Origin of the sequence: Streptomyces sp. NPDC032161, assembly GCF_040636995.1 — a bacterium.
In the GTDB taxonomy this organism is placed as follows: domain Bacteria; phylum Actinomycetota; class Actinomycetes; order Streptomycetales; family Streptomycetaceae; genus Streptomyces.
In genome coordinates this window covers 55313-80233 of the sequence record NZ_JBEZVN010000026.1, presented here as the reverse complement: position 1 = coordinate 80233, position 24921 = coordinate 55313, and the positions used below count along the sequence as shown (strand labels likewise).

27 protein-coding genes are annotated in these 24921 nt (G+C 72.2%); 12 read left to right on the top strand and 15 right to left on the bottom strand.

Going from position 1 to position 24921, the window contains the following annotated elements:
• Window positions 1-166: 166 nt before the first annotated feature.
• The gene (locus tag AB0E67_RS28690) at window positions 167-793 is read right to left on the bottom strand and encodes a YigZ family protein (RefSeq protein ID WP_362031926.1); all 627 of its coding nucleotides are present in this window, start codon (window positions 791-793) and stop codon (window positions 167-169) included.
• Window positions 794-851: 58 nt separating this feature from the next.
• Between AB0E67_RS28690 and AB0E67_RS28685 the strand changes: the two genes are divergently transcribed.
• Both AB0E67_RS28685 and AB0E67_RS28680 read left to right on the top strand, forming a co-directional pair.
• On the top strand, window positions 852-1262 hold the full coding sequence (locus AB0E67_RS28685) for a CoA-binding protein (RefSeq protein ID WP_362031924.1): 411 nt from the start codon (window positions 852-854) through the stop codon (window positions 1260-1262).
• Window positions 1263-1483: 221 nt separating this feature from the next.
• Window positions 1484-2335: an AAC(3) family N-acetyltransferase gene (locus AB0E67_RS28680; RefSeq protein WP_362031922.1), complete on the top strand. Its 852-nt coding sequence runs from the start codon at window positions 1484-1486 to the stop codon at window positions 2333-2335.
• A gap of 12 nt (window positions 2336-2347) precedes the next feature.
• On the opposite strand, the gene AB0E67_RS28675 is transcribed toward AB0E67_RS28680, so the two are convergent.
• Both AB0E67_RS28675 and AB0E67_RS28670 read right to left on the bottom strand, forming a co-directional pair.
• Entirely contained in the window at window positions 2348-2920 is a 573-nt protein-coding gene (locus AB0E67_RS28675; RefSeq protein ID WP_362031920.1) for an XRE family transcriptional regulator, read from the bottom strand.
• A gap of 104 nt (window positions 2921-3024) precedes the next feature.
• Window positions 3025-3780, bottom strand: a complete 756-nt coding sequence (locus AB0E67_RS28670) for an acyltransferase (RefSeq protein WP_362031918.1) — start codon at window positions 3778-3780, stop codon at window positions 3025-3027.
• A 153-nt stretch (window positions 3781-3933) separates the two neighbouring features.
• Here AB0E67_RS28670 and AB0E67_RS28665 point away from each other — a divergent pair, with 153 nt between their 5' ends.
• A complete protein-coding gene (locus tag AB0E67_RS28665; protein WP_362031916.1) occupies window positions 3934-4476 on the top strand; it encodes a gamma carbonic anhydrase family protein in 543 nt (180 codons plus the stop codon).
• Window positions 4477-4646: 170 nt separating this feature from the next.
• On the opposite strand, the gene AB0E67_RS28660 is transcribed toward AB0E67_RS28665, so the two are convergent.
• On the bottom strand, window positions 4647-5099 hold the full coding sequence (locus tag AB0E67_RS28660; protein ID WP_362031914.1) for a DUF4442 domain-containing protein: 453 nt from the start codon (window positions 5097-5099) through the stop codon (window positions 4647-4649).
• Window positions 5100-5272: 173 nt separating this feature from the next.
• On the opposite strand from AB0E67_RS28660, the gene AB0E67_RS28655 reads away from it, so the two are divergent.
• Window positions 5273-6343, top strand: a complete 1071-nt coding sequence (locus AB0E67_RS28655; RefSeq protein WP_362031912.1) for a hypothetical protein — start codon at window positions 5273-5275, stop codon at window positions 6341-6343.
• Window positions 6344-6432: 89 nt separating this feature from the next.
• On the top strand, window positions 6433-7749 hold the full coding sequence (locus AB0E67_RS28650) for an MFS transporter (RefSeq protein ID WP_362031910.1): 1317 nt from the start codon (window positions 6433-6435) through the stop codon (window positions 7747-7749).
• On the opposite strand, the gene AB0E67_RS28645 is transcribed toward AB0E67_RS28650, so the two are convergent.
• The 4 genes from AB0E67_RS28645 to AB0E67_RS28630 all read right to left on the bottom strand — a co-directional run bounded on the left by AB0E67_RS28645 (window position 7711) and on the right by AB0E67_RS28630 (window position 10903).
• A complete protein-coding gene (locus AB0E67_RS28645; protein ID WP_362031908.1) occupies window positions 7711-8556 on the bottom strand; it encodes a fused MFS/spermidine synthase in 846 nt (281 codons plus the stop codon). The two genes, AB0E67_RS28650 and AB0E67_RS28645, sit on opposite strands and share 39 nt — an antisense overlap.
• Window positions 8557-8578: 22 nt before the next feature.
• Entirely contained in the window at window positions 8579-9424 is an 846-nt protein-coding gene (locus AB0E67_RS28640) for a patatin-like phospholipase family protein (RefSeq protein WP_362031906.1), read from the bottom strand.
• Between the two features lie 73 nt (window positions 9425-9497).
• Complete coding sequence (gene tuf / locus AB0E67_RS28635; RefSeq protein ID WP_362031904.1) at window positions 9498-10667, bottom strand: elongation factor Tu; 1170 nt, start codon at window positions 10665-10667, stop codon at window positions 9498-9500.
• A 95-nt stretch (window positions 10668-10762) separates the two neighbouring features.
• Window positions 10763-10903 (bottom strand): hypothetical protein, encoded by a 141-nt coding sequence (locus tag AB0E67_RS28630; protein ID WP_199883148.1) that lies wholly within the window; start codon window positions 10901-10903, stop codon window positions 10763-10765.
• Between the two features lie 273 nt (window positions 10904-11176).
• Here AB0E67_RS28630 and AB0E67_RS28625 point away from each other — a divergent pair, with 273 nt between their 5' ends.
• The 4 genes from AB0E67_RS28625 to AB0E67_RS28610 all read left to right on the top strand — a co-directional run bounded on the left by AB0E67_RS28625 (window position 11177) and on the right by AB0E67_RS28610 (window position 14822).
• Window positions 11177-11746 (top strand): GNAT family N-acetyltransferase, encoded by a 570-nt coding sequence (locus AB0E67_RS28625; RefSeq protein WP_362031902.1) that lies wholly within the window; start codon window positions 11177-11179, stop codon window positions 11744-11746.
• Between the two features lie 56 nt (window positions 11747-11802).
• Window positions 11803-12798, top strand: a complete 996-nt coding sequence (locus AB0E67_RS28620; RefSeq protein ID WP_362031900.1) for a transposase — start codon at window positions 11803-11805, stop codon at window positions 12796-12798.
• Window positions 12799-12941: 143 nt separating this feature from the next.
• Window positions 12942-13655: a TVP38/TMEM64 family protein gene (locus AB0E67_RS28615; protein ID WP_362031898.1), complete on the top strand. Its 714-nt coding sequence runs from the start codon at window positions 12942-12944 to the stop codon at window positions 13653-13655.
• Window positions 13656-13949: 294 nt separating this feature from the next.
• Complete coding sequence (locus AB0E67_RS28610) at window positions 13950-14822, top strand: undecaprenyl-diphosphate phosphatase (RefSeq protein ID WP_360106868.1); 873 nt, start codon at window positions 13950-13952, stop codon at window positions 14820-14822.
• Between the two features lie 233 nt (window positions 14823-15055).
• Here the strand turns inward: AB0E67_RS28610 and AB0E67_RS28605 are convergent, their stop codons facing one another.
• Complete coding sequence (locus tag AB0E67_RS28605; protein WP_362031896.1) at window positions 15056-15310, bottom strand: DUF1049 domain-containing protein; 255 nt, start codon at window positions 15308-15310, stop codon at window positions 15056-15058.
• Window positions 15311-15496: 186 nt separating this feature from the next.
• Between AB0E67_RS28605 and AB0E67_RS28600 the strand changes: the two genes are divergently transcribed.
• Both AB0E67_RS28600 and lnt read left to right on the top strand, forming a co-directional pair.
• Window positions 15497-16345, top strand: a complete 849-nt coding sequence (locus AB0E67_RS28600; protein WP_362031894.1) for a universal stress protein — start codon at window positions 15497-15499, stop codon at window positions 16343-16345.
• Window positions 16346-16494: 149 nt separating this feature from the next.
• Window positions 16495-18207 (top strand): apolipoprotein N-acyltransferase, encoded by a 1713-nt coding sequence (gene lnt, locus AB0E67_RS28595; RefSeq protein WP_362031892.1) that lies wholly within the window; start codon window positions 16495-16497, stop codon window positions 18205-18207.
• 42 nt (window positions 18208-18249) lie between these two features.
• Here the strand turns inward: lnt and AB0E67_RS28590 are convergent, their stop codons facing one another.
• Entirely contained in the window at window positions 18250-19149 is a 900-nt protein-coding gene (locus tag AB0E67_RS28590) for a Gfo/Idh/MocA family oxidoreductase (protein WP_362031890.1), read from the bottom strand.
• Window positions 19150-19437: 288 nt separating this feature from the next.
• On the opposite strand from AB0E67_RS28590, the gene AB0E67_RS28585 reads away from it, so the two are divergent.
• A complete protein-coding gene (locus AB0E67_RS28585) occupies window positions 19438-19890 on the top strand; it encodes a hypothetical protein (protein WP_362031888.1) in 453 nt (150 codons plus the stop codon).
• A gap of 54 nt (window positions 19891-19944) precedes the next feature.
• Here the strand turns inward: AB0E67_RS28585 and AB0E67_RS28580 are convergent, their stop codons facing one another.
• The 5 genes from AB0E67_RS28580 to fabG all read right to left on the bottom strand — a co-directional run bounded on the left by AB0E67_RS28580 (window position 19945) and on the right by fabG (window position 24800).
• A complete protein-coding gene (locus AB0E67_RS28580; protein WP_362031886.1) occupies window positions 19945-20430 on the bottom strand; it encodes a hypothetical protein in 486 nt (161 codons plus the stop codon).
• Between the two features lie 301 nt (window positions 20431-20731).
• Window positions 20732-21415, bottom strand: coding sequence for a uracil-DNA glycosylase (locus AB0E67_RS28575; RefSeq protein WP_073782656.1), 684 nt, complete (start codon window positions 21413-21415; stop codon window positions 20732-20734).
• Window positions 21416-21564: 149 nt separating this feature from the next.
• A complete protein-coding gene (locus tag AB0E67_RS28570; RefSeq protein WP_362031884.1) occupies window positions 21565-23145 on the bottom strand; it encodes an ABC transporter substrate-binding protein in 1581 nt (526 codons plus the stop codon).
• Window positions 23146-23262: 117 nt separating this feature from the next.
• Window positions 23263-24018, bottom strand: coding sequence for an SDR family oxidoreductase (locus AB0E67_RS28565; protein ID WP_362031882.1), 756 nt, complete (start codon window positions 24016-24018; stop codon window positions 23263-23265).
• A gap of 20 nt (window positions 24019-24038) precedes the next feature.
• Complete coding sequence (gene fabG / locus AB0E67_RS28560) at window positions 24039-24800, bottom strand: 3-oxoacyl-ACP reductase FabG (protein ID WP_362031880.1); 762 nt, start codon at window positions 24798-24800, stop codon at window positions 24039-24041.
• Between the last annotated feature and the right edge of the window lie 121 nt (window positions 24801-24921).

Below are 24921 nucleotides of genomic sequence, written 5' to 3'. Positions count from 1 at the left end.
GGGAACGTCCCGCTTCGCGGGACGTTCCCGAAAACCAGCGCCACCCCAGGGAACCGACCTGACAGGGTTGACGAAACAGATAGGGGCACCCCCCACGCCGGGGCGCCGTGCGCGCGAGGCCGTCGGGAGGGCCGCCCCGGCGAGTCGTCCCCGCCGGGTGCCTGCGTCACGCGTCCCCGTACGCCTCGCCGCCGAGTTCCAGCCGGGCCTCGCCCGCCGTCGCGTCGGCGAGCCAGCCGCGGAACGACTCCACGTCGGAGTCCGGCAGTCCGACCTCGATGACGACGGCCTCCGCGTACCGGACCTCGCGCACGGACCGGCCGGTGGCCCGCAGATCGTTCTCCAGCTTGCCGGCCCGCTGATGCCCGATGGTGATCGTGGCGAGGCGGAACCGCCGCCGGGTGATGGTGCCGAGGGCATCGAGGGCCTCGCCGACCACTCCCCCGTACGCCCGGATCAGGCCCCCCGCTCCGAGTTTCACGCCCCCGTAGTAGCGGGTGACGACGGCGACGACGTAGCGCATCTCCCGGCGGGTCAGCATCTGCAGCATCGGGACCCCGGCGGTGCCGCCCGGCTCTCCGTCGTCGCTGGCCTTCTGCACGGACGCGTCGGCGCCGATCACGTAGGCGAAGCAGTTGTGGGTGGCGGTGGGGTGCTCGGCGCGTACGCGTGCGACGAAGTCCTGCGCCTCCTGTTCGGTGGCGGCGGGGGCGAGCGCGCAGATGAAACGCGACCGGTTGATCTCGGTCTCGTGCACGCCCGCGCGGGCGACGGTCCGGTACTGCTCCTGCATCCGGCCAGCCTATGCCCCTTCCGGGAACAGCCGGAGACCGCCGTCCGTTGTCCCGATCATGTACGCAGACGCGGAGACGATCCGCAGGATTCTTCTGGACACGGGCGACACCTGGGCCGTGGTCGGCCTGTCCGACAACCCGTCGCGGGCGGCCCATCGCGTCGCCGAGGTGCTTCAGCGCTTCGGCAAGCGGGTGGTCCCGGTGCATCCGAAGGCGGAGCCGGTCCACGGCGAGCAGGGGTACGCCTCGCTGGCGGACATACCGTTCCCGGTGGACGTGGTGGACGTCTTCGTCAACAGCGGGCTGGCGGGCGGCGTGGCCGACGAGGCGGTGACGATCGGCGCGAAGGCGGTCTGGTTCCAGCTCGGCGTGGTCGACACCGAGGCGTACGAACGCACGCGCGCGGCCGGGCTCGACATGGTCATGGACCGCTGCCCCGCGATCGAGATCCCCGCGCTGGGCGGTTAGGGCCAATACCGGTGACCTTGGCGCCCGACAGAGCCTCTGTGCACGACGTTTTCGCGCGTCAGAGCCGTCAATGGCGCGCTAAGTCACCGGTATTGCGGTTAGGGCCTGTCTCCAACGACCGCCTGCCGTGCGGCTCCCGGCACGCGCGGTCGTGGCGGCCCGTCCTCCGTCCGGATGTGCGTGGTGTCCACATCGGTGGGCGGCTGGGAGAATGACGGGCTGTGACCACTACGCCGTCGCCGATCGCCCCCCACACCCGAGCGGGGCTCGCGGAGCAATTGTCCGAGCTGGGAGTGGCGCGGGGCGGCGTCCTGATGGTCCATGCCTCGATGCGTGCGGTGGGCCCGGTGGGCGGCGGCGTCCGGGCGGTGGTGGGAGCGTTGCGGGACGCCCTCGGCGAGCGCGGCACGCTCGTCGTCCCGTCCTTCACCCCGGAGAACTCGGACACCTCTCCGCAGTATCTCGACCGGGTGCGCGGTCTGACCGGCCGGCAGCGCGAGGCCCTGCGGGCGCGGATGCCCGCCTTCGACCCGGCGTCGACGGCCGCGCCGTCGATGGGTCTGCTCCCGGAGACCGTGCGGCTCACCGAGGGGGCGGTGCGCAGCGACCATCCCCAGACGTCCTTCACCGCGCTCGGCCCCCTGGCCGGGGAGCTGACGGCGGGCCACCGCCCCGACTGCCACCTCGGCGAGGACTCCCCGCTGGCCCGTCTCCACGAGCTGCGCGCCCAGGTGCTGCTGCTGGGCACCGGGTTCGACACCTGCACGGCGTTCCACCTGGGCGAGTACCGGATGCCGTCGCCGCCCCGTCGCCGCTACCGCTGCGTGGTGGGGTCCGGAGGGCGGCGCCAGTGGTGGGAGTACGAGGACGTCGCGCTGGACGACGGCGATTTCGCCGTGCTGGGAGCCGAGTTCGCGCGCGCGGACGGTGGTGCGGGGGTACGGAGCGGTCCGGTCGGTTCGTCGACGAGCCTGCTCTTCCGCCTGGACGCCGCCGTCGATTTCGCGGCCCGCCGTCTGCCCTCGCTCCGCGCCGGTGCCGCGGACCGGGCACCGTGCCGCACGGACGGCTGACGGACGCGGCTTTCAGCGCGCGGGCGGGATGGAGACCGCCATGGTGGCCTCGGCCGGTTCGATGCCGTCGTTGCGGTAGGTGTGCGCGTGGTGCGCCTCGAACGTGGCGGAGACGCCGGCGGGTACGGCGTACGGGGTGTCGTCGACGACCAGGGTGAGCTCGCCCGCCGTGACGTGGAGCAGTTCGACGGCGCCCTCGGGGTGCGGGGCGGAGGTGCGGCTGTCGCCGGGCATCAGGCGCCACGTCCACAGTTCGAGCGGTCCCCGGGCCTCCGTGCCGACGCGCAGGACGGCGGAACTCCCCGCCTGCGTCGACCACATGCGTACCGCCCGGTCCCCGGGCACGAGCCGGACCGGCGACACCGGTTCGTGGTCCAGCAGCGTGGTGATGCCGACCCCCAGCGCGTCGGCCAGCTTCACCGTCGTACCGACACTCGGGTTGGTGCGGGCCTGCTCGATCTGGATGATCATGCCGCGGCTGACCCCGGCGCGGGCGGCCAGGGTGTCCAGGGTGAAGCCGCGTTCGCCTCGCCAGCGCTTGAGGTTGCGGGCCAGCGACTGGGTGAGCTGATCGAGGTCAGACACGTTCCGTCCAGGATTCCGGGGACGAGGGCCGACGGCGGCGGCATCGCGGTGCGGCGCGACCGACGATGCACGGCACTGTACTGCGCCGTCCTTTCCGGCCGTCCTCAGCCGGCGGGCGGGACGGGGGTCTCGCCGGGCTCCGCCAGCGCGAGCAGCTGCTCAGGAGTGGCGTCCGCCGGGATCGGTACCGGCGCGGGGGTACGCAGCGGCGGCTGCCAGCCCTTCTCCGGGTCCCAGCTGCGCACGACACGGGCGGGGGCCCCGGCCACCACCGCGTGGTCGGGCACGTGGCCGCGTACGACGGCGCCCGCGGCCACCACCACGTTGCGTCCGAGGGAGGCCCCCGGGAGGATCACCGATCCGGTGCCGATCCAGCAGCCGGGTCCTATGGCGACCGGCTCCATGCGGGGCCACTGCCGGCCGATCGGCTCGTGCGGATCGTCGTAACTGTGGTTGGTGGACGTGATGTAGACGTACGGTCCGCAGTACGTGTCGGAGCCGATGGTGACCCGGGTGTCGGCGACGACATGGCTTCCCCTGCCGAGCACCACACCGTCGCCGAGGGTCAGGATCGGTTCCGGCCCCAGGTCCAGATCGGGCATGAGTCCCGCGGTGAGCGTGACCTGTTCGCCTATCACGCAGTGGGCGCCGAGTTCGATCCACTTCTCGCCGAAGACGGTGCCCTGCGGAAAGGCCAGCCGGGTCCCGTCGCCGATCCGGCCGAACCGCAGCCCACCGGGGTACTCCGCGGTGACCGCGCCCCACTCCCGCACCCGGCGCCAGCCGTGGTGGACGGCGCGGGAGAGGACGCGCCGCCGCCAGGCGGCGAGGGGGGAGAACGTGTTCCTGTTGTTCGGCACCCGCACACGGTAGTCGGCGGCGTGCGGCCCGATCACCGCGACCGCCTGTGATGTTCACCCCACTCGGGGACGGTCCGTCGCCGGTCGCATAGCGTTCCTCCGACGCGATCGGACATCCAGGGACGCGCACCGGCTGGCACGGAGGAACGGGCGATGGCAGAGCAGGCGTTGGTGACGGGAATCGGCGGCAAGGAACCGGAGGTCGACGCGGACGCCTTCACCGCGCCGACGTCCGTCGTGATCGGCGAGGTCACGCTGGCGGCGGGCTCCAGCGTCTGGTACCACGCCGTCCTGCGCGCCGACTGCGGCCCCATCGTGGTGGGCGCGGACAGCAACATCCAGGACAACTGCAGCGTCCACACCGATCCCGGCTTCGCCGTCACCGTCGGCGAGCGCGTCTCGGTCGGGCACAACGCGGTGCTCCATGGCTGCGTCGTCGAGGACGACGTCCTGGTCGGCATGGGGGCCACGGTCCTCAACGGCGCCCGCATCGGGGCGGGTTCGCTGATCGCGGCGCAGGCGCTGGTGCCGCAGGGCATGCAGGTGCCGCCGGGCTCCCTGGTCGCGGGAGTCCCCGCCAAGGTCAGGCGGCAGTTGACCGAGGAGGAACGCGAGGGCATCAGGTTCAACGCGGCGGGGTACGTCGAACTGGCCAAGGCGCACCGCCGGGCGCACGAGGACCGCGCCGGGCGATGACCCGAGGGGACGACCGGGACGGGCGAGGACTCCCCGGGCCCGGGCCGGAATCCGCCGGGCGGTGGGCGATCCGCCGCCCGCCCGGCGGGTGCGCCGCCCGCGCGGACGACGTACGGGCTGCCGCTCCCTCGTTCGCCGGAGGTGCGGCACCCCGTACGGGCGGCCCGGGATCAGGCGTGGGGACGCAGCGTCCAGAGGACCGTCATCTCGCCGGTCACCGCGCCGTCCGCACGCCGTATCTCGATGGCGACGGGGAATTCGGGCCGCTCCCCGCGGTCCAGTTCCGCGACGACGTCGGACACCGGCCGGCCCAGGGTCGCCGTCGCCGTGACCTCTCCCATGGCCAGCTTCTTGTAGCCGATCTCCGCCCGCACGGCCAGTGGCACGGCGCGCGACAGCTGGTCGCCGAAGGCGGCCAGGACGATCGCGCCGCTCGCCGATTCCGCGAGCGTGAACATCGCTCCGGCGTGGGGGCCGCCGATGTGGTTGTGGTACTCGGCCTGGTCCGGCAGCCGGACCACCGCGCGTTCGGCGGTCGTCTCCAGGAACTCCAGGCGGAGGGTACGGGCCATGGGGACCGTGGCGGCGAGCATCTCGCCGACGTTCGACTGTTCAGCACTCATGACTTGATGTTACTTACGAGTAGTCCGGCTGCGCCATCCCCGCTTCCCCGGCCCCCGTCCCGTTCCCCCGTGTTTCCTCACCGGTCCCCGTTCCCTGCCCGCGGCTTCCTTCACCATCCGCTCACGGGGGCGGACGTAGCCGTCCCGGCCGGGCCCCCTTATTGTTTCCAGCCATGTGGCCAGGACAGCAGCCGCCCGGGGGCGAGCACAACCCGCAGGACCAGAACCCGTACCAGCAGCCGGGGTACCAGCAGCCGAATCCCTATCAGCAGCCGGGATACCAGCAGCAGGGACAGCCCGGGCAGCACCCGGGACATCCGCAGCAGGGGCAACAGCCCGGCTACGGCTACCCGCAGCCGAACCCGCACCAGCAGCCGACCGTTCCGCAGTACGCGGTTCCCGGTCCGCCCGGTGCTCCGCAGCCCGGCAACGACAAGAAGAGGACCACCGCCGTGGCGATCGTCGCGGCCACCGCCGTCGTGGTGGCGGCGGCGGTCACCGGTGTCGTCGTGATGAACAAGGACAAGGACGGCGACAAGGGCAAGGACGTCGCCGACGACAAGAAGACCTCGGCACCCGCCGACCCGTCCGAGACCGCGGCCTCGCCGGAGGCGAACCCGCGCGGCGGCGAGGACGCCAAGCCCCTCGTCGCGGGCTGGAAGGTGGTCACCAACCCCAAGTGGGGCACCCGGTTCGACGTGCCCGGGGACTGGGAGGTCGGGACACCCGGCACGTTCTCGTTCTTCGAGGACGAGAAGAAGGGCGACGGCTCGCCCCTGATCGGATTCTCCGCACCGTCGTACCTCCAGAAGAAGTGGTGCGTGGACGACTCCGACAAGGACGGCGTCGAGGAGACCTCCAGCCTGGCCAGCGCCGGCACCAGGGGCGCCCAGGGCGCCACCGACGCCGCCAAGAACGCCCACAGCGAGGCCGGCACCTGGGCGTGGGCCGCGTACGCGCAGCACATGCCGCAGAGCACCATCAAGTTCACCCCGGCCCGGCAGTACACCACCAAGTCGGGGCTCACCGGCCAGGTCGTCACCGCCACCGCTCCCGGCGTCACGAAGCGCAGGAAGTGCGACAGCGACGGCAAGACGATCGCCTTCACCTTCAAGAACAAGAACGGCGAATTCGCGTCCTGGGTGCTGTACGCGGCCGACAACGTACAGGGCGAGCTCCCGGACGCCACCATCGAGAAGATCCTGAGCACCGTGCGGCTGACGGACGTCGCCCCGTCCTCCTGACGCCCCCGCGGCCGGTTCGTGGTGGGCGTTCCCCGGGGGCGCCGTTTATTCGATTGGCACGAGGGGGCCTCGGCGGCGATAGTCCCGTGGTGAACGTCACCTCCACCGCCGATGCCCCCGAACTCCCCGCACGCCGTTCCGGCCGCAACTACCGTCTGCTGACCGCCGCCGCGATCATCACGGGCCTGGGTACCCATGGCGCGCTGATCGCGGCGGCGTTCGCCGTTCTCCAGTCCGGCGGGGACGGGGGTGACGTCGGCCTGGTGGCCGCCGCCAGGGCCACGCCGCTGGTGCTGTTCCTGCTGATCGGCGGGGCGATCGCGGACCGGCTGCCGCGCCACCGGGTGATGGTGGCGGCGAACGCCCTGAACTGCGTCTCGCAGGCCGCCTTCGCCTGGCTGGTGCTGGCGGGCGACCCCGAACTGTGGCAGATGATGCTGCTCACCGCTCTGTGCGGGACCGGACAGGCGTTCTTCAACCCGGCGGCCGAGGGCATGCTGATGTCGAGCGTCGACCGGGAACAGGCGAGCCGGGCGTTCGCCCTCTTCCGGATGGCCATGCAGGGCGCGACGATCGGCGGTGCCGCGCTCGGCGGCGCCATGATCGCGGCCATGGACCCGGGATGGGTACTCGCCGTCGACGCGGCGGCCTTCGCCGTGGCCGGGGTGCTGCGCGCCTTCCTGGACGTCGGTCACATCCCGGCACGCGAACCCGGCGGCGGTCTGCTCTCCGATCTGCGGGACGGCTGGCGGGAGTTCATCGGCCGGCCGTGGCTGTGGAGCATCGTCGCGCAGTTCTCCGTGGTGGTCGCCGCCGTGGCGGCAGCCGAGTCGGTGTACGGGCCGCTGGTGGCCCGGGACGAACTGGGCGGCGCCCGGCCCTGGGGCTTCGCGCTCGCCGCGTTCGGCGCCGGCACACTGGGCGGGGCGCTCCTGATGACGCGTTGGAAGCCCCGTCGGATGCTGCTGGTCGGAACGCTCTGCGTGTTCCCGCTGGCCCTGCCGTCGGCGGCACTGGCGGTACCGCTGCCGGTGGTGGGCCTGTGTCTGGTGATGTTCGTCAGCGGCGTCTCCATCGAGGTGTTCGGGGTGGCGTGGATGACGACCCTGCACCAGGAGATCCCGGAGGAGAAGCTGTCGCGGGTCTCGGCCTACGACTGGTTCGGTTCGGTGGCGATGATGCCGCTCGCCACCGCGCTCGCCGGCCCGGTGGAGATGCTGGTCGGGCGGAGCCAGGCGCTGTGGGGCTGCGCGGCACTGATCGTGCTGGTCACCGGGGCCGTGCTGTTCGTGCCCGAGGTACGTCGGCTGACCCGCGCCCCCGCCGCCACCGGAGCGGTGGGAGCCGTGGCCCCGCGGCAGCCGGTCTCAGCCGATGCCGAAGGCGCCGTCGGGCGGCTCGGGTGAGCCGACCGCCTCACCGTCCCCGACCGGCCGGGCGGCCCCGGTGAACCGGGTGAGCGCCGGGCCGTGCTCGACCCGGGCGGGGAACACGTCGGCGGCGCAGCGGCGGGTCAGCGCCTCGGTGTCGACGGGGTGCCGGGAGGCCACGAGTACGGCGTTGCCGAAGCGCCGGCCGCGCAGCACGGCGGGCTCGGCGATCAGTGCGAGCTCCTCGAAGACGGCTCCGAAGGTGGCCAGTTGGGAGCGGAGGAAGTCGAAGGGGGCGCCGTCCGCGAGGTTGGCGGCATAGGTTCCGCCGTCGCGCAGCGCCCGGCAAGCGGCCCGCGCGTACTCGACGGTGGTGAGGTGGGCGGGCACCCGGGTGCCGCCGAAGACGTCCGCGACCAGGAGGTCGACGGAGCCGGGCGGGGTCCCATCCAGCAGGCCGCGGGCGTCGGCGCGGTGCACGGTGATCCCGGCGCCGTCGGGCACCGGGAGGTGTTCGGCGACCAGGGCGAGGAGCCCGAGGTCGGCCTCGGCGACGTCCTGACGGGATCCGGGCCTGGTCGCGGCGACGTAGCGGGGCAGTGTGAGGGCACCGCCGCCGAGGTGGAGCACGTCGAGCGGCGCCCCCGGTGCCGCGGTCAGGTCCACGACATGGGCGAGCCGCCGCACGTACTCGAACTCGAGATGCTCCGGCGCGTCGAGATCGACGTACGACTGGGGTGCGCCGTCGACGGTGAGCAGCCAGGCCCGGTCCCGGTCCACGTCCGGGAGGAGTCTGGCGGTGCCCTGGTCCACGTCCCGGATGACGGGTATCGGCTCGTTCACTCTCCCATTGTGGGGTGCCGGATCACCTGCTCACGACCGCGGCGACGGCGACGGCGTGCGCCGCCGCCTGGGCCAGCCCGGCGCGGGCCGCCGCCGCCCTGCGGCTCGGGTCCAGGGGATTGCGGCCGAAGGCTCGCTTCGCCGCCGGGTCCGGGGTGATGACCTCGACGCGCGCGCCCCGGGCGGCGAGCCGGTCCGCCTGCGAGCGCGGCGAGGCGATGACCTTGTTGCCGCTCGCCGTCGGGGCGATGATCACGACGCGCTCATAGCCCTCGGCGAGCTGGGCGTTGGCCGGGGAGTGCACGCCGCCGTCGATCCAGGACCGGCCGCCCGCGGTGGCGACGGGCCAGACCGCCGGGACCGCGCAGCTCGCGGTGACGGCGTCCACGAGCGGCACCCCGCCGCTCCTGTCGAAGGCGTGGAGCTCGCCGCTGACCGCGTCGACGGCGGTGATGAGCAGACGGCGCTCGGGCCAGTCCGACGAGGGGAGGCGGTCGGCGATCGTCGCGCGCCGTTCCTCCGCCGTGACGCCGGTCCTGGACCGGGCGGCGATCCCCGCCAGCTTGCGGCCGTACGCCTCGGGCGTGCGCGCCGACAGCACGGCCCACGCATAGCGCAGCAACGCCGCCGCGCCGAGCCGTCCGCCGGTCATGCCCCGCGGGTCGGAGAGCTGGAGTTCGTAGAGTTCGGCGAGGCCGAGCGCCCCGGAGGCCACTTGCGCGCCGACCACCGCGCCCGCCGAACTGCCGATGATCAGGTCTGCGGCGGTCGGGTCCGCTCCCGCCTGGGCGAGCCCGTGCAGAATGCCGGTCTCCCAGGCGCTGCCGGTGACGCCGCCGGCACCGAGTACCAGTGCTGTGTCTGCCATGCCGTCAGTCTTGCTCACGGCACGGGGCCCGCCTCCCCCGGGGTGGGGGAGGCGGGCCCGGCCGGTGCGGACGTCAGAGCACCGCGGTGACGGTGCCGGCGCCGACCGTACGGCCGCCCTCGCGGATCGCGAAGCCGAGTCCGGTCTCCAGCGGTACGTCGCGGCCCAGTTCGACGGTGACGTCGACCGTGTCGCCGGGGCGCGCCACCGCCGCCGCGCCGAGGTCGATGTCGCCGACGACGTCCGCGGTCCGGATGTAGAACTGCGGCCGGTAGCCGGTGGTGACCGGGGTGCTGCGGCCGCCCTCGCGGGCCGTCAGGACGTACACCTGCGCCGTGAACCGGCGACGGGGCGTCACACTGCCGGGGGCCGCGACGACATGACCGCGGCGGACCCGGTCGCGCTCGACGCCGCGCAACAGCAGGGCCACGTTGTCCCCGGCCTCGGCGGACTCCATCGGCTTGCCGAAGGTCTCCAGTCCGGTGACGACCGTCTCGATGTCCGGGCCCGGCACCGTCACCCGGTCGCCGACCCGTACCGTGCCGCGCTCGACGGCTCCGGTGACGACGGTGCCTCGGCCGGTGATGGTCAGGACGTTCTCCACCGGGAGCAGGAACGGCGCGTCCGTGTAGCGCACCGGCATCGGCACATACGTGTCGACCGCGTCCAGCAGCGCCTCGACGGCCGAGGTCCAGCGCGGTTCGCCCTCCAGGGCCTTCAGGCCCGACACCCGTACGACGGGGACGGACTGGCCGCCGTAGCCGTGCGCGGTGAGCAGCTCGCGGACCTCCAGCTCGACGAGGTCGGTCAGTTCGGGGTCGCCCGCGTCCGCCTTGTTGAGGGCGACGACGATGTGGTCGACGCCGACCTGACGGGCCAGCAGGACGTGCTCGGCGGTCTGCGGCATGATCCCGTCGAGCGCGGAGACGACGAGGATCGCACCGTCGAGCTGGGCGGCGCCGGTGACCATGTTCTTGATGTAGTCGGCGTGTCCGGGCATGTCGACGTGGGCGTAGTGGCGGGTGTCGGTCTCGTACTCGACGTGCGCGATGTTGATGGTGATGCCCCGCCGGCTCTCCTCCGGCGCCCGGTCGATCCGGTCGAACGGGACGAACGTGCCGGTTCCGCGGTCGCTGAGGACCTTGGTGATGGCGGCGGTCAGCGTGGTCTTGCCGTGGTCGACGTGGCCCATGGTGCCGATGTTGAGGTGGGGCTTGGTGCGTACGTATGCCGTCTTGGACATGGCTCTTTCCTTGGAAGATCGATGCCGGGAAGAAGAAGACCCCAGGGCCCTGCCGACCCTCCCCTTGCGGGGTCCGCCGGACTGTCGGGGGAGGGTCAGCTTCGGGCGCCGTCGAAGGGAGCCACGGACGCGGCGGGTGCCGCCGCGACAACTGCCGTCGCGAAGAAGGAGTTCACGGCAGCCTTCGGCGCGTCCGCGACGGCGGACGGCGCTGCGAGGAAGGCGTACCGGACCATGGGTCCGATGATGGCCGGGGACGCGCGCCCGCGTCGACCGGTTTTCCGGTGGGTCCGGCGGTCTCCGCGGGCCCGGTCCGTACGCGGGAGTTCGGCCCGTCGTCGCGTACGCGGTCGGCTAGGAGCGTGGGTCAGTAGACAACTCCTGGAATGCCGCGCCTCGTGGTGAAGTGCGGCTGCCGAGCGCTGCTCTTGAAAAGGCGTGGCTGCCGGGCAGTCGTGATGCGACAATCCGTCCGCGACTCGATCCACATCCGCGTCCCGGAGGTCCGCATGGACATCGCCTCGCTGCTGCCGTTGACCACGTCCCGGTTGTCGCTACGTCTGTTCACTCCCGGCGACGCCGACGACCTGTACGCCTACCAGAGCCTGCCGAGCGTGGCGCGCTACTTGTACCGGCCGGCGCACACGCGTGAGCGCAGCGAGCAGGTTGCCGCCGAGCGTGCGGCGCAGACGGCCTGGCGCGCCGACGGGGACAAGCTGGCGCTCGCTGTCTGCCGACGCGATGAGCCCGGCGTCCTTGGAGAGGTGAGCCTCGCCCTGGCCGACGCCCGCGCCGCCCAGGCCGAGATCGGCTGGACTCTCGACCCAGGTCACCAGGGGCACGGCTACGCGACCGAGGCAGCCGCGGCGCTGGCCGGGTTTGCCTTCGACACGCTGGGCGTGCACCGGCTCTACGCACGGCTGGATGTGGAGAACACCGGGTCTGTGCGGGTCTGTGAGCGCCTCGGGATGCGCCGGGAGGCGCACCTGGTCGAGAACGACCTCGACGGGGATCGCTGGGGCAGCGAGTACATCTACGCGGCGCTGTCCGCGGATCTTGGCAGTCGATCAGGCGATTGAGCCCGACGCTGCTTCCTGTTCGTGATCTTCCGTATGGGAGAACCCTGGTATGTCCGGTGGATCCGGCGGCGGTGGTGAAGCCGGAGATCGCGCCGACGGTGGCGGTGAAGAAGACCTTCCGGGCGTTCGTCCCCGATCAGATGCTGATGCTGCCGCCGTCACTGGATGAGTGGCTGCCCGAGGGGCATCTGGCCCGATTCGTGGCCGAACTGGTCGACGAGGTGCTCGACCCGGGCCCGATCCTGGCGTCCTACACCGAGAAGCGCGGGTTCCCGCCGTATGACCCGCGGTTGATGGTCCGGCCGCTGATCCACGGGTACACCACCGGGGTGCGCTCGTCGCGGGCGATCGAGCGCGAGTGCACCGATGATGTGGCCTTCCGCTATCTGGCCGCGGGGGCGGGGCCGGACTACCGGTCGATATCCCGGTTCAGGGCCCGGCACCTGGACGCCCTGGCCGGGATCTTCACCCAGTCGCTGCGCCTGGCGCAGCGACTGGGCATGGTCAAGATGGGCCGGGTCGCACTGGCCGTGGTGGACGACGCGCACCAGATCATCACCGCCGCCGACGTCACGACCAACCCCGCCGACGCACTCAACTACACCGGCATGCTCGACCAACCCGCCGCGAACACCGGAATCCACGCACGTCAGGCGCTCCTCGACGCGGGCTACTGCTCCGAGGCGAACCTTCAGGCCGCAGCCGAGCGCAAGGAAGAGCACGGCACCGACACCTTCATGGCCACCGGCCGCCTGTCCCACGACGAACGCGTCAGCCCCGCCCCGCGCGGACGCATCCCGGCCGACGCCACGGCACGCGAGCGCATGGCCCGCAAACTGCACACCAAACCCGGACGCGCCGCCTACGCCCAACGCAAAGCCATCGTCGAACCCGTCTTCGGGCGGATCATGACCTGCCAAGACGACCGCAGACTCCTGCTATGCGGCGAAGCAGGCGCCCGCGCCGAATGGCGGCTACTCGCCGCATGCCACAACCTGCGGAAGATCTTCGGGCAGGTCGGTACCCCCGGACCGGCCGCCGCCCGAGCCTGAGCGCCCAGGCGGCGGCGTCACCCTCCACAGCAACCACACCCCGCACCCGCCCCGACACCGCCGACAACCCCAGACCGCCAGAGAGCCGACCATCAACCCTCGACGGCTTGCTCGTTACCGACCCACGCTCCTAGTCTCCCCGCATGCTCGACCCCGCCCCCGCCGCCCGGCCCGCAGAGGACCTCGCCGTGCGCTGCACGAGGGCGCTGCTCTCGCCCTGGTCCCGGTTCTCGCTGCTCGTGGTGGTGCTGGTGGCCGCCGCCTCGGCGATGCTGCTGTTCGAGCCCCAGCGGCTGCTCACCACCGGATGGCCGGACCGGCCGGAGGGGGGCGGCGGCGCCGTGGTGCTGTTCGCCGCGGCGTACGGGGTGTGCACGGTGGCCTTCGTTCCCCGGCCGCTGCTCAATCTCGCCGCCGGAGCGCTCTTCGGTTCGCAGGCGGGGCTGGCCGCCGCGCTGGCGGGCACGGTCCTCGGCGCGGGCATCTCCTTCGCGCTGGGCAGGGTGCTCGGGCAGGACGCGCTCCGCACGCTGCTGCGGGGGCGCTGGCTGCGGGCGGCGGACGGTCAGCTCAGCCGGCACGGGTTCCGTTCGATGCTGGCGCTGCGGCTGTTCCCCGGTGTGCCGTTCGCGGCGGCCAACTACTGCGCGGCGGTCTCGCGCATGGGCTGCCCGGCGTTCCTGGTGGCGACCGGACTGGGTTCGGTGCCGAACACCGCCGCGTACGTCGTGGCGGGCAGCGAGGCCGCCTCACCGGCGTCGCCCGCGTTCCTGGCGGCGACGGGCTTCATCGTGCTGACGGGGCTCGCCGCGGCCGTCGTCGCCTGGCGCAGGCGGCATCGCCTCTCCGCCCGGTGACCCCGGACGTTCCCCGCCGCGTGGTCCGGGGCCTCCGCCACCGCCGGGTCCGGAGCGCGCTCCGCCGCGTGGACCGGGTACGAGCGCGGCAGGACGATGCCGGGCCCGGGCAGCGTACGGCGGCGGGGGTGTGCGTCGTCCCGTTCATCCGAGGGCGATACCCTGCCCGCGACCGACCGAAGTCATCAGGGCCTGGCATGACCTTGTCTTGATTTGACCGCAAATCCGCATGTTTCCGACGGCATTCGTGCCTGTCGGCCGATGCATGATCACCTCCGGGATGGCCAAAGCCCCATGAGCTGGTTCGAATCGTTCGTCCTGGGCCTCGTTCAGGGACTGACCGAGTTCCTGCCGATCTCCTCCAGCGCGCATCTGCGGCTCACCGCGGCGTTCGCCGGATGGCACGACCCGGGTGCGGCGTTCACCGCCATCACCCAGATCGGCACGGAGGCGGCGGTCCTCATCTACTTCCGCAAGGACATCGTCCGGATCGTCTCGGCCTGGTTCCGCTCACTGTTCGACCGGTCGATGCGCGGCGATCACGACGCCCAGATGGGCTGGCTGGTCATCGTGGGCTCCATCCCCATCGGCGTGCTCGGCGTGACGCTCAAGGACCAGATCGAGGGCCCGTTCCGCGATCTGCGGCTCATCGCCACCACGTTGATCGTGATGGGCATCGTCCTCGGCTTCGCCGACCGGCTCGCCGCCCGCGACGAGGTGGGCGGGAGGCACCGGGCCAGCAAGGAGCGCAAGACGCTGCGGGAGCTCGGCGTCAAGGACGGCCTGATCTTCGGCTTCTGCCAGGCCATGGCGCTGATCCCGGGCGTCTCCCGCTCCGGCGCCACCATCAGCGGTGGTCTGCTGATGGGCTACACCCGCGAGGCCGCCGCCCGTTACTCGTTCCTGCTGGCGATTCCGGCGGTGCTGGCCTCGGGTGTCTTCGAACTGAAGGACGCGGGCGAGGGGCACGTGTCGTGGGGACCGACGATCTTCGCGACGGTCATCGCGTTCGGCGTGGGTTACGCCGTCATCGCCTGGTTCATGAAGTTCATCACGACCAAGAGCTTCATGCCCTTCGTCGTCTACCGCGTCCTTCTCGGACTGGCACTGTTCGCGCTGGTCGCGGCGGGGGTCCTGAGCCCGCACGCGGGCGAGTCCGCGGGCTAGTGCCGGGAGCGGCACTGGGCCATGTCGTCGAAGTGCCGTCGTTCGGCCGGAGGCCGGGCCGTGGTGCGCCCGATCGCAAGGCGGAGGACCGTCCTCGTACTGGCAGTACGAGGACGAGTCCGACAACGCCGCGAGCATGTGCGCCGGGCGTCGCACGGCCGGCGGCACTCCGAAGACACGACCCGGGCCGCCGGGCACTGAAACCCGCCACGGTCCGGACGCCCCGGGCGGGTTCAGCGCCTGGCCCGACGACGGGAGACGAACGCTCCCAGCACCAGCCCGGCCAGCAGGGTCACGGTCAGCACCGCCCAGAGCGGCAGGACGACGACGGGAATCCACAGCCGGATGGCGACGGACACCGTGTTCACGGCGATGAACCAGATCGCGACGGCCGTCAACGCCACGATCCCGACCGTGCGGACCCGTATGTCCCGGCCCTTCACGGAAAGAGTCGCCGGGGCGCGCGATGGGGACGTTTTCTGTGTCATGGTCCCAGTATCGAGCCATTCAGGCTTTTGGCCTCAAAGTTCGCATTTCACCGTTTGTTTTGCATTTCGCCGTTCGTGGAGCACAGGACCGGGCCTCGTGGCGCGGTTGGGGCCGAAAGTCCCTGCCGTACCGCGTGGGCGCGTACCAGCCTGGGACGCGTACCGCAGATGTTGGAGGGAAACACCATGACCAACGAGCCTCCCGTGATCGCAGCCGTCGACGGCTCGTCGCACAGCCTCGAAGCCCTCGACTGGGCCGCCCGCGAGGCCGTCCGGCGCGGGCTCGCGCTCGTCGTCGTGCATGCCCGGACGCCGGCCCCGCACTCCGTCCAGGAGACACAGCGGCGCGAGGCGGAGGAGCTGCTCACCCAGTGCGTGCGGAGGGTCTCCCGGCTCGCGCCCGCCCTGCACCCGACGACGCTCACCCCGATGGACTTCCCGGCGGCGGCGCTCACCTCGCTCAGCCGCGACGCGTCCCTGGTGGTGGTCGGCTCGCGCGGGCTGGGAGGTTTCCGGTCGCTGTTGCTCGGGTCCAACAGCATGGCGATCGCCTCGATGGCCAAGTGCCCCGTGGTGGTCGTCCACGGCACGCCGGAGGAGGACCGGGAGGAGGAATTGCGGGACGTCGTCGCCGGCGTGGCAGCCGACGAGAGCAGCGAGGCGGTGCTGGAGTTCGCCTTCGCGGCGGCAGCCGCCCGGCCCGGCGCGCGGCTGCGGATCGTGCACGGCTGGACGATGGTCTCCTCGATGCTGTCCGGAGGTCCCGTCTTCGACCGGGAGGCCGCGGCGGCCTCGGCCGAGCGGACCCTCGCCGAACTCACCGCCGGCCGGCGGGAGCAGTACCCGCAGGTCGAGGTGGTCAGAGAGGCGGTCGGCGGATCGGCCTCGCGTGCGCTCGTCACGGCATCGGCCACCGCGGCCCTGACGGTGACCGGCCGACGCCGGGGCGGCGAGTCGCTGGGGCTCGGCCTCTCCCCCGTCGCCCAGACCACGCTCAGCCACGCGCTCGGCCCGGTGGCCGTGGTGCCCTGCTGACCGCGGCCCGGACGCGGGCCCGCCCCGGCACCGGTGCCGGTCTCGGGCGGGCCCGTCCGTCGTGCTTCCGCTCCCCGGCGCCGGGGAAGAACTGCGGAACGGGGGTCCCGGGGCGAGACTGCTGACCAGGCGGGACGAGGAGGCGCGGCATGCGGGTTCCGACCCGTCGGCACGAGCGGTACGGACAGCGCGAACGGCACGGGCCGTGTCGCGGGTACGGCCCGCCCGAGCGGCGGGAACGGCGGAAGCGGCCGGAACAGCAGGGCCCGCCCGAGCGGCGCGGCCGGTGCGAGCGCGTGCTGCTGTCCGCCCCATGGCGCGGGTGCCTCGCGCTGCTCGCCGGTGCGCTGCCCGCGCTCGCGTTCCCGGCGCCCTCCCTGTGGTGGTTCGCCTACGTGGCCCTGGTGCCGTGGCTGCTGCTGATCCGCTCGGCCGGTACGGGGCGCCGGGCCGCGCTCGACGGCTGGCTCGGCGGGACGGGGTTCCTGCTCGCCGTGCATCACTGGCTGCTGCCGAGCCTGCATGTGTTCCTGCTGATCCTGGCGGCCCTGCTCGGACTGCTGTGGGCACCGTGGGGCCTGCTGGTCTTCCGGCTGCTGCGTGGCAGGGTGTCCGCCGCGGCGGCCGCGGCCGCCCTCGTCGTGGTGCCGTGCGGCTGGCTGCTGATCGAGACGGTCCGTTCCTGGCAGGGACTCGGCGGACCCTGGGGACTGCTCGGAGCGAGCCAGTGGGAGGTGGCCCCGGCGCTCCGCGTGGCCTCGGTCGGCGGTGTGTGGCTGGTGAGTCTCCTGGTGGTCGCGGTGAACACCGCCGTCGTGCTGCTGTTCGTGGCCGGTGCCGCGCGCAGGGCTGGTGTCGTCGGCGTCGCGCTGTGCGCCCTGTCGGCGGGGGCGGCGGCCGGCTGGGCACCGCAGCCCCGGCCGTCGGGGGTGGCGAGGATCGCCGTGGTGCAGCCCGGTGTGCTCACGAGCCCGCAGAGCGTCGAGCGGCGGCTCGCGGCCGGTGAGCGGCTGACCGGATCGCTGGCGGGACGCGGCCTCGATCTGGTGGTGTGGGGCGAGAGCAGCGTCGGTGTGGATCCGGCCCGGCATCCGGACGTCACCGCCCGGATCGCGGCGCTGTCGCGTCGGGTGGGCGCGGACGTGCTGATCAATGCGGACGCCCGGCAGAGCGACGGATCGGGCCGGACGGGGATCTTCAAGTCGGCGATGCTGGTGGGCCCGGACGGTCTGACCGGGGATCGTTACGACAAGATGCGGCTGGTGCCGTTCGGTGAGTACGTCCCGGCGCGCTCGCTGCTCGGCTGGGCAACGTCCGTGGGCCGCGCGGCGGGTGAGGACCGGCTCCGGGGCACCCGTCCGGTGACGATGCCGCTCCCCGACGCGGTCCACGGCAGAGGGCTGCGGATCGGGCCGCTGATCTGCTTCGAGTCAGCCTTCCCCGACATGAGCCGTCGGCTGACCCGGGACGGCGCACAGCTCCTGGTGGTCCAGTCGTCGACCTCGACGTTCCAGCACAGCTGGGCCCCCGAACAGCACGCCTCGCTGGGGGCGCTGCGGGCCGCCGAGAACGGCCGCCCGGTGGTGCACGCCACGCTCACGGGCGTCAGCACGGTGTACGGCCCCCGGGGCGAGCGGATCGGCACCCCGCTCGGTACGGACACCAGTGGCGCCGAGGTGTTCGACGTGCCCCTGGCCTCCGGCACCACCCTGTACGTCCGGTGGGGCGACTGGCCGCCGGTGGGGGCGGCGGCCGTACTGGTCGTGTACGCCGCGTCCGTGGGCGTGCGGGCCGTGCGGAGGCGCGACCGGGGCGCCGGGGGCGGTGTGCCCGGTGGGCCGACGCCGGAGACCGACCGGTAGCCGCAGGCGCGTGCGGGGCGGGGTGTGCCGGGTACGGCCCGGTCAGGCGCAGCCGAGGTCCCGCAGGATGCGCTCGCACAGTTCGTGCGTCTGCAGGGCGTCCCGGGCGCTGAGCACCGCCCCGGCCCGTACGGCGTCCAGGAAGGCCAGCACGCACTGCTCGATGCCGCGCTGACGGGCCACCGGCACCCAGTCGCCCCGCCGCCGCACGCTCGGCTGCCCCTTGTGGTCGATCACCTGCGCGAGGTCGAGGACCTCGCGCTTGGCGTCCTGGCCCGAGACCTCCAGACGTTCCTCGGTCGAGCCGCTGAGCCGGTTCATCGTGCCGACGGCGGTGAAGCCCTCGCCGGACAGGTGCAGCACGACGTGGTGCATCAGACCGTCGACGATCCTGGCGTGCGTGACGACGTGCTCGATCGTGCCGGGGACGAGGAAGCGCAGGGTGTCGACGACGTGGATGAAGTCGTCGAGCACCATGGTGCGCGGGTCCTCGGGCAGGCCGACCCGGTTCTTCTGCATGAGGATCAGTTCGCGCGGGTGCTCGGCGCACTGTGCGTAAGAGGGCGCGACCCGGCGGTTGAAGCCGACGGCAAGGCTCGTCCCGCGTTCCTCTGCGAGGCCCACCAGCCTTTCGGAATCGGCGAGTTCATAGGCGAGCGGCTTGTCGACGTACGTGGCGACGCCCGCTTCCAGCAGCCCTCCCACGATCTCCGGGTGCACGGCGGTGGGCGCGTGCACGAACGCCGCGTCCAGCCCCTGGGCGATCAGGGACCCGAGGTCCGCGTGGCACTGCCCGGCCGGGATCCGGTGGGCCTCGGCGACCGCGGCCAGGGTGGCCGGGGTGCGGGTCTGCACGTGCAGTTCGATCCCGGGAAGAGCGGTCAGAACCGGCAGATACGCCTTCCGCGCGATGTCGCCGAGCCCGATGCATCCGACCTTCACGGGTACTCCCTCTCGGTGTTCGGCGTCGGCCCGCCCGGCGTTCGCCCGCTGGGCCCGACCGGCCCGGTGAACCGGCCGGCCGCGCGTGTGCTTCGTCCGGGCAGCATACGTGCGCCGCGGCGCCCTCCTGTCGGCGGAGGCGACGACGCCCGGTCCGCCCTGCCCGGGGTCCGAAAGGGTGACGCACCGGCCCGCGGCGGGACGTTGCGCCGACCGGAGTCACTCGTGCGGGCCAATCCCCGCTTCCCGGCTCACCCGACACCGGGTCGGCGCAGCAGAGTTGCTCGGGTGCAACGAACCAGAACCATCGTGAAACTCCTGGCCGGTGTGGCGGTCGCGACGCTGTCCGGCTGCGTGTCCGTGACGCCGCAGCCGGACGTTCCGCCCCGGCCGGGGAACAGCAGGCCCTCCCCGGACCTGGAACCCCAGATCGCACGGCCACCGGTCCACGACGGCCTGGCCGCCGAGCCGGCCGCCGGTCCGTCCGCCGCCTCGTCCTCCCCCGCGCACGGCTCGCCGCCGGACGCGCGCCGGGCCGCACCGCTTCCTCCCCGGCAGCGGAAGCACACCGGCGCGGTGCGCCACCGTCCGCGTCAGGCCCCGCCCGTGATCTCCGCACCGGTACCGGTCCTGCCCGCCCCGGTGTCCGGGCGGGACGTCTGCGCGCTGGGACGGGGGTACGGCCACTGGCCGGCGGGCAGCCCGCAGTCCCGCATCTGCGACGAGACCTACGGCCGCTGACCCCGGGCGAGCACGACGAGCGGGTGGCCCGTCCGGTGCGGACGGGCCACCCGCTCACATCGCCCGCAGGCGCAGCTCCAGCCGCGCGATGGCGGCGCGGACCCCTCCCCCGTACCCGTCGTCCGCCCCGTCCTCCGCGAGCACCCCGGAGGCGGCGCGCGCCCGGTCCAGATGGGTTCGCGCCTCGTCGTGCCGCTGGAGCTTCACATAGTCCGCCGCGAGGTTGAGGTGGAGCGACGGATACAGGACCCGCACCGCGAGGGCGTCGGAGTGCTGCGTCATGCGCTCGTCGGTCAGGCTGTCGGCCGCGGTCAGGGCCCTGAGGTCCCAGGCCAGTTCGTCGCCGGGGTCGTCCTGGGTGTCGGCCATGTAGTGGGCGAGGGTGCACCGGTGCAGGGCGTCGCCGTCCTCGCCGATCTCCGACCAGAGAGCGCCGAAACGGTTGCGGGCCTCCTCCCGGTCGCCGCCGTGCAGCAGCATGATCGCCTGGCCGATCCTGGTCATGACGGCGTCCGGCGACGCCTCCCGCTGCTCGGTCACCGCGGCCTCCTCGTCCGGTCCACCCGTTCCCCCTCGAACGCTAGGGCCTGTCCGACGGATCTTCGCGGATCTCCGTGGATCAGCGCGCGCGGCGTCCGGTGCGTCCTGGGGCCGGCGCGCCCGTCCATCGGGCGCCGCGCGGCGCAGGAGCGTTCCCGTACCGGGGCGGCGAGGACACCGCCCCGGCCCCGGGGACCCGCGAGGATCCCGGACGCGTACGGCTCCGGCCGGAAGGTCCTGCCGGAGCCGGTGCGGGCGCGGTCGGCCGTTCCGTCGAACGGCGGCCTCCGGGCCCCTGGCGTCAGCCCAGGTCGGGGATGCGCCAGTCGACGGCCTCGTGCCCCTGCGCCTCGATCGCCTCGTTGATCTGCGTGAACGGACGGGAACCGAAGAACTTCTTGGCGGAGAGCGGCGACGGGTGCGCACCCTTCACCACCACGTGACGCGTCTCGTCGATCAACGGCAGCTTCTTCTGGGCGTAGTTGCCCCAGAGCACGAAGACCGCCGGGTCGGGGCGGGAGGCGACCGCGCGGATCACCGCGTCGGTGAACTTCTCCCAGCCCTTGCCCTTGTGCGAGTTGGCCTCGCCCGCGCGGACCGTCAGGACCGCGTTGAGCAGGAGCACGCCCTGCTCGGCCCACGGCATCAGATACCCGTTGTCCGGGATCGGCAGGCCGAGCTCCTCCTTCATCTCCTTGTAGATGTTCCGCAGGGACGGCGGCGTCTTCACACCGGGCCGCACGGAGAAGCACAGCCCGTGTCCCTGCCCCTCCCCGTGGTACGGGTCCTGGCCGAGGACGAGGACCTTCACCTTCTCGTACGGCGTGGCCTCCAGGGCCGCGAACACCTGGTCGCGCGGCGGGTAGACCGGCCCCTTGGCCCGCTCCTCCTCGACGAACTCGGTGAGCTCCTTGAAGTACGGCTTCTCCAGCTCCTCGCCGAGGACGCCGCGCCAGGACTCGGGCAGCAGGTCGGTGTAGGACACGTCGACAACCTCCGGTAAGTAATACGTTCTTCACCCGAGAACCTACCGGGGACCACTGACAACGGGCCGGGCGAGCCCCCGCTGCCGTGACCGGAGGGAACCCGGCGGGCGTCGCCGGGCGGGCCCCTCCGGTCACGGCATCGGCCGGGCTACCAGCTGGCCTTGCGGTAGAACTCCCACATCTGCATGACGACCTGCGGGTCGAGGACGCGCTCGCCGCCGCCGATGTCGTCGCCGGACGCCACGTACAGCTTGCCCTGCCACAGCGGCAGCAGCCGGACGTCCTCGACCAGGATCTGCTGGGCCCGCTCGAACTGCTTGCTGACCGCGCCCCGGTCGCTCTCCTTGCGGGTCTGGGGCAGCAGCCGGTCCGTGATCTCGCTCTCCAGGTAGGGCATCCCGGTGATGCTGTCCTTGCCCACGAAGGGGGCGATGAAGTTGTCCGGGTCCGGGAAGTCCGGGAACCAACCGCGTCCGAAGACCGGGTACTCACCCTTGGTGAAGCCCTCCTGGAACTCCTTCCAGGGCTTGCTCCTGAGCGTGATCCGGAACAGCCCGGAGTCCTCCAGCTGGCGCTTCAGCTCGGTGAACTCCGCCGCCGTGGAGGAGCCGTAGCGGTCGGTGGTGTACCAGAGCGTCAGGGCGACCGGCTTGGTGAGGCCCGCCCGCTCCAGGATCCGCTTGGCCTTGGCCGGGTCCGGGTCCCCGTAGGCGTCGAAGAAGCTGGTGGTGTGCCCGGCGATGCCCTTGGGGACCATGGAGTACAGCGGCTCGGCGGTGCCCCGGTAGACCTTGGCCACGAGCGCGTCGCGGTCGACGAGCTGCGCGATGGCCCGGCGCACCGCCACGTTCCCGGCGGCGGGATCCTCGGGGTTGAACACCAGGAACCGGATGTCGGCGCCGACCGTCTCGACGATCTTCAGTTCGTTCTTCTCGCCCCTGCCCGACTCCAGGTCGACGACGTCGTCCGCGGTGAGACCGCGGTAGATCACGTCGATCTCCTTCTTCTTCAGCGACGCGACCACGTGGGCGGAGTCCTTGAAGTACTGGATGGTCACCGCGTCGTTCTTGCGGTCGGCGAAGCCCTTGTAGTCCGGGTTCCTGACCAGTTCGGCCCGGTTCCCGGGCTTGTACGAGTCCAGGAGGTACGGGCCCGAGCCGATGACCTTGCCGTCGTCGCGGATCTTGTACTTCGAGTACTCGCTCGGCGCGACCAGCGACATCGCGGGGGTGGCGAGGATGAACGGGAAGGTCGCGTCCGACTTGGTGAGGTGGAAGACGACGATGTCGTCCCCCTTCGTCTCGACCCGGTCGAGGGAGCCGAGCATCCCGACGGGGCCACCCTTCACCTTGATCGCCGATATCCGGTCGATGGAGTACTTCACGGCCTCGGCGTCGAGATCGTCACCGTTGGAGAACTTCAGTCCCTTGCGCAGTTTGCAGCGGTAGGCCGTACTGCTGCTGTCGGTGAACCTGCACGACTCCGCGGCGTCCGGCTCGGGACGGGTGCTGCCGGTGGGGAAGCTCACCAGCGTCTGGAAGACGTTCCGCATCAGTTCCCACGAGTTGTCCCACGCCGCCGCCGGATCGAGTGTGGAGGGCTCACTGGTCGTACCGACGACTATCTTCTGCTCGACTTTCGAACCACTGTCGGAGAGAAGTCCGCAGCCTGCCAGCAGGGATAGGGAGACAAGGACTGCAGCGGCCTGCAGACTGGCCCGGTAGAACACGTGAACGCTCCTCGATCAGCCATGGGACGGCAGACCCTACCGCAGTGCCCTGCCGGGTCAATTCACAGCCCCGACAGGGCACTTGAGTCAATCTCGCTGAAATCCCCTCAGGCCGTCTCAGCCCACTCCGGCATTCAGGAACAACCCGCCGTCGACCACCAGGGTCTGTCCGGTGACCCAGCCGGCCTGGTCCGACGTGAGGAACGCGGCGGCACCGCCGACGTCCTCGGGGACTCCGAGACGGCCGAGCGGGTAGGAGGCCACCGTCTCCGCCTCACGGCCCTCGTACAGCGCCCGGGCGAACCTCGTCTTCACGACCGCGGGCGCGATCGCGTTGACCCGGACGGCGGGCGCGAACTCGTGCGCCAGCTGGAGGGTCAGATTGACCAGGGCCGCCTTGCTCACGCCGTACGCGCCGACGAACGGCGACGCGGACAGGCCGGCGACCGAAGCGATGTTCACGATCGCCCCGCCGTTCTCCTTCTGCCACGCCTTCCAGGTCCGCTGGGCGAAGCCGAGCGCCGAGACCACGTTGGTCTCGAAGACCTTGCGGGCGACGTCGAGGTCGAGGTCCGCGACGGGGCCGAACACCGGGTTCGTCCCGGCGTTGTTGACCAGGAAGTCGATCCGGCCGAACGCCTCCATGGTGCGCTCGACGGCCGCCTCCCGGTGGGCCTCGTCGTGCGCCTTGCCCGCCACCGCGATCGCCCGGTCGGCGCCGAGCCGCTCCACGGCCTCCTTGAGCGCGTCCTCGCCGCGTCCGGTGATGCAGACCCGGTCCCCGCGGGCCACGAACGCCTCGGCGATGCCGTAGCCGATGCCGCGGCTCGCGCCCGTGATGAGCGCGACCCGCCCGCTGTCCTGCGCAGTCATGATGTCCTCAGTCCCTCGCGTCAGTTGAGCGGTCCGCCGGCGACGTACATGACCTGGCCGGAGACGAAGCCGGCCTCGTCGCCCGTGAAGAAGGCGATGGCACCCGCGACGTCCTCGGGACGGCCCACGCGCTGGACCGGGATCTGGGTGGCGGCGGCGGCCTGGAACTCCTCGAAGCCCATGCCGATCCGGGCGGCGGTCTGCGCGGTCATCTCGGTGACGATGAAACCGGGGGCGACGGCGTTGGCGGTGATGCCGAACTTGCCGAGCTCCTTGGCGAGCGTCTTGGTGAAGCCCTGCAGGCCGGCCTTGACGGCGGAGTAGTTGGCCTGGCCGCGGTTGCCGAGCGCGGAGGAGGAGGACAGCGAGACGATCCGGCCGAACCCGGCGTCCACCATGTGCTTCTGGACGGCCTTGGCCATCAGGAACGCGCCCTTGAGGTGCACGTTCATCACGGTGTCCCAGTCGGACTCGGACATCTTGAAGAGCAGGTTGTCGCGGAGCACGCCCGCGTTGTTGACGAGGATCGTCGGCGCCCCGAGTTCGGCGGCGACGCGCGCGACCGCGGCCTCCACCTGGGCGGCGTCCGACACGTCGCAGCCGACGGCGAGCGCGGCACCCCCGGCCGCGGTGATCTTCTCGACCGTGTCCTTGCAGGCCGCCTCGTCCAGATCGAGTACGGCGACGGCCCGGCCCTCGGCCGCCAGGCGTACCGCGGTGGCGGCGCCGATGCCCCGCGCCGCTCCGGTCACGATGGCGACACGCTGCTCGGTGGTGGACATGCTTGGTTCTCCTCGCCCTTGGATCGCCGCTCAGCGGACGTCGGGGGCCCGGCGCGGAACCTCGCGTCGCGCCGGACCTCCCATGACTGAGCGACCGCTTAGTACCTTCAGCAGACGAGAC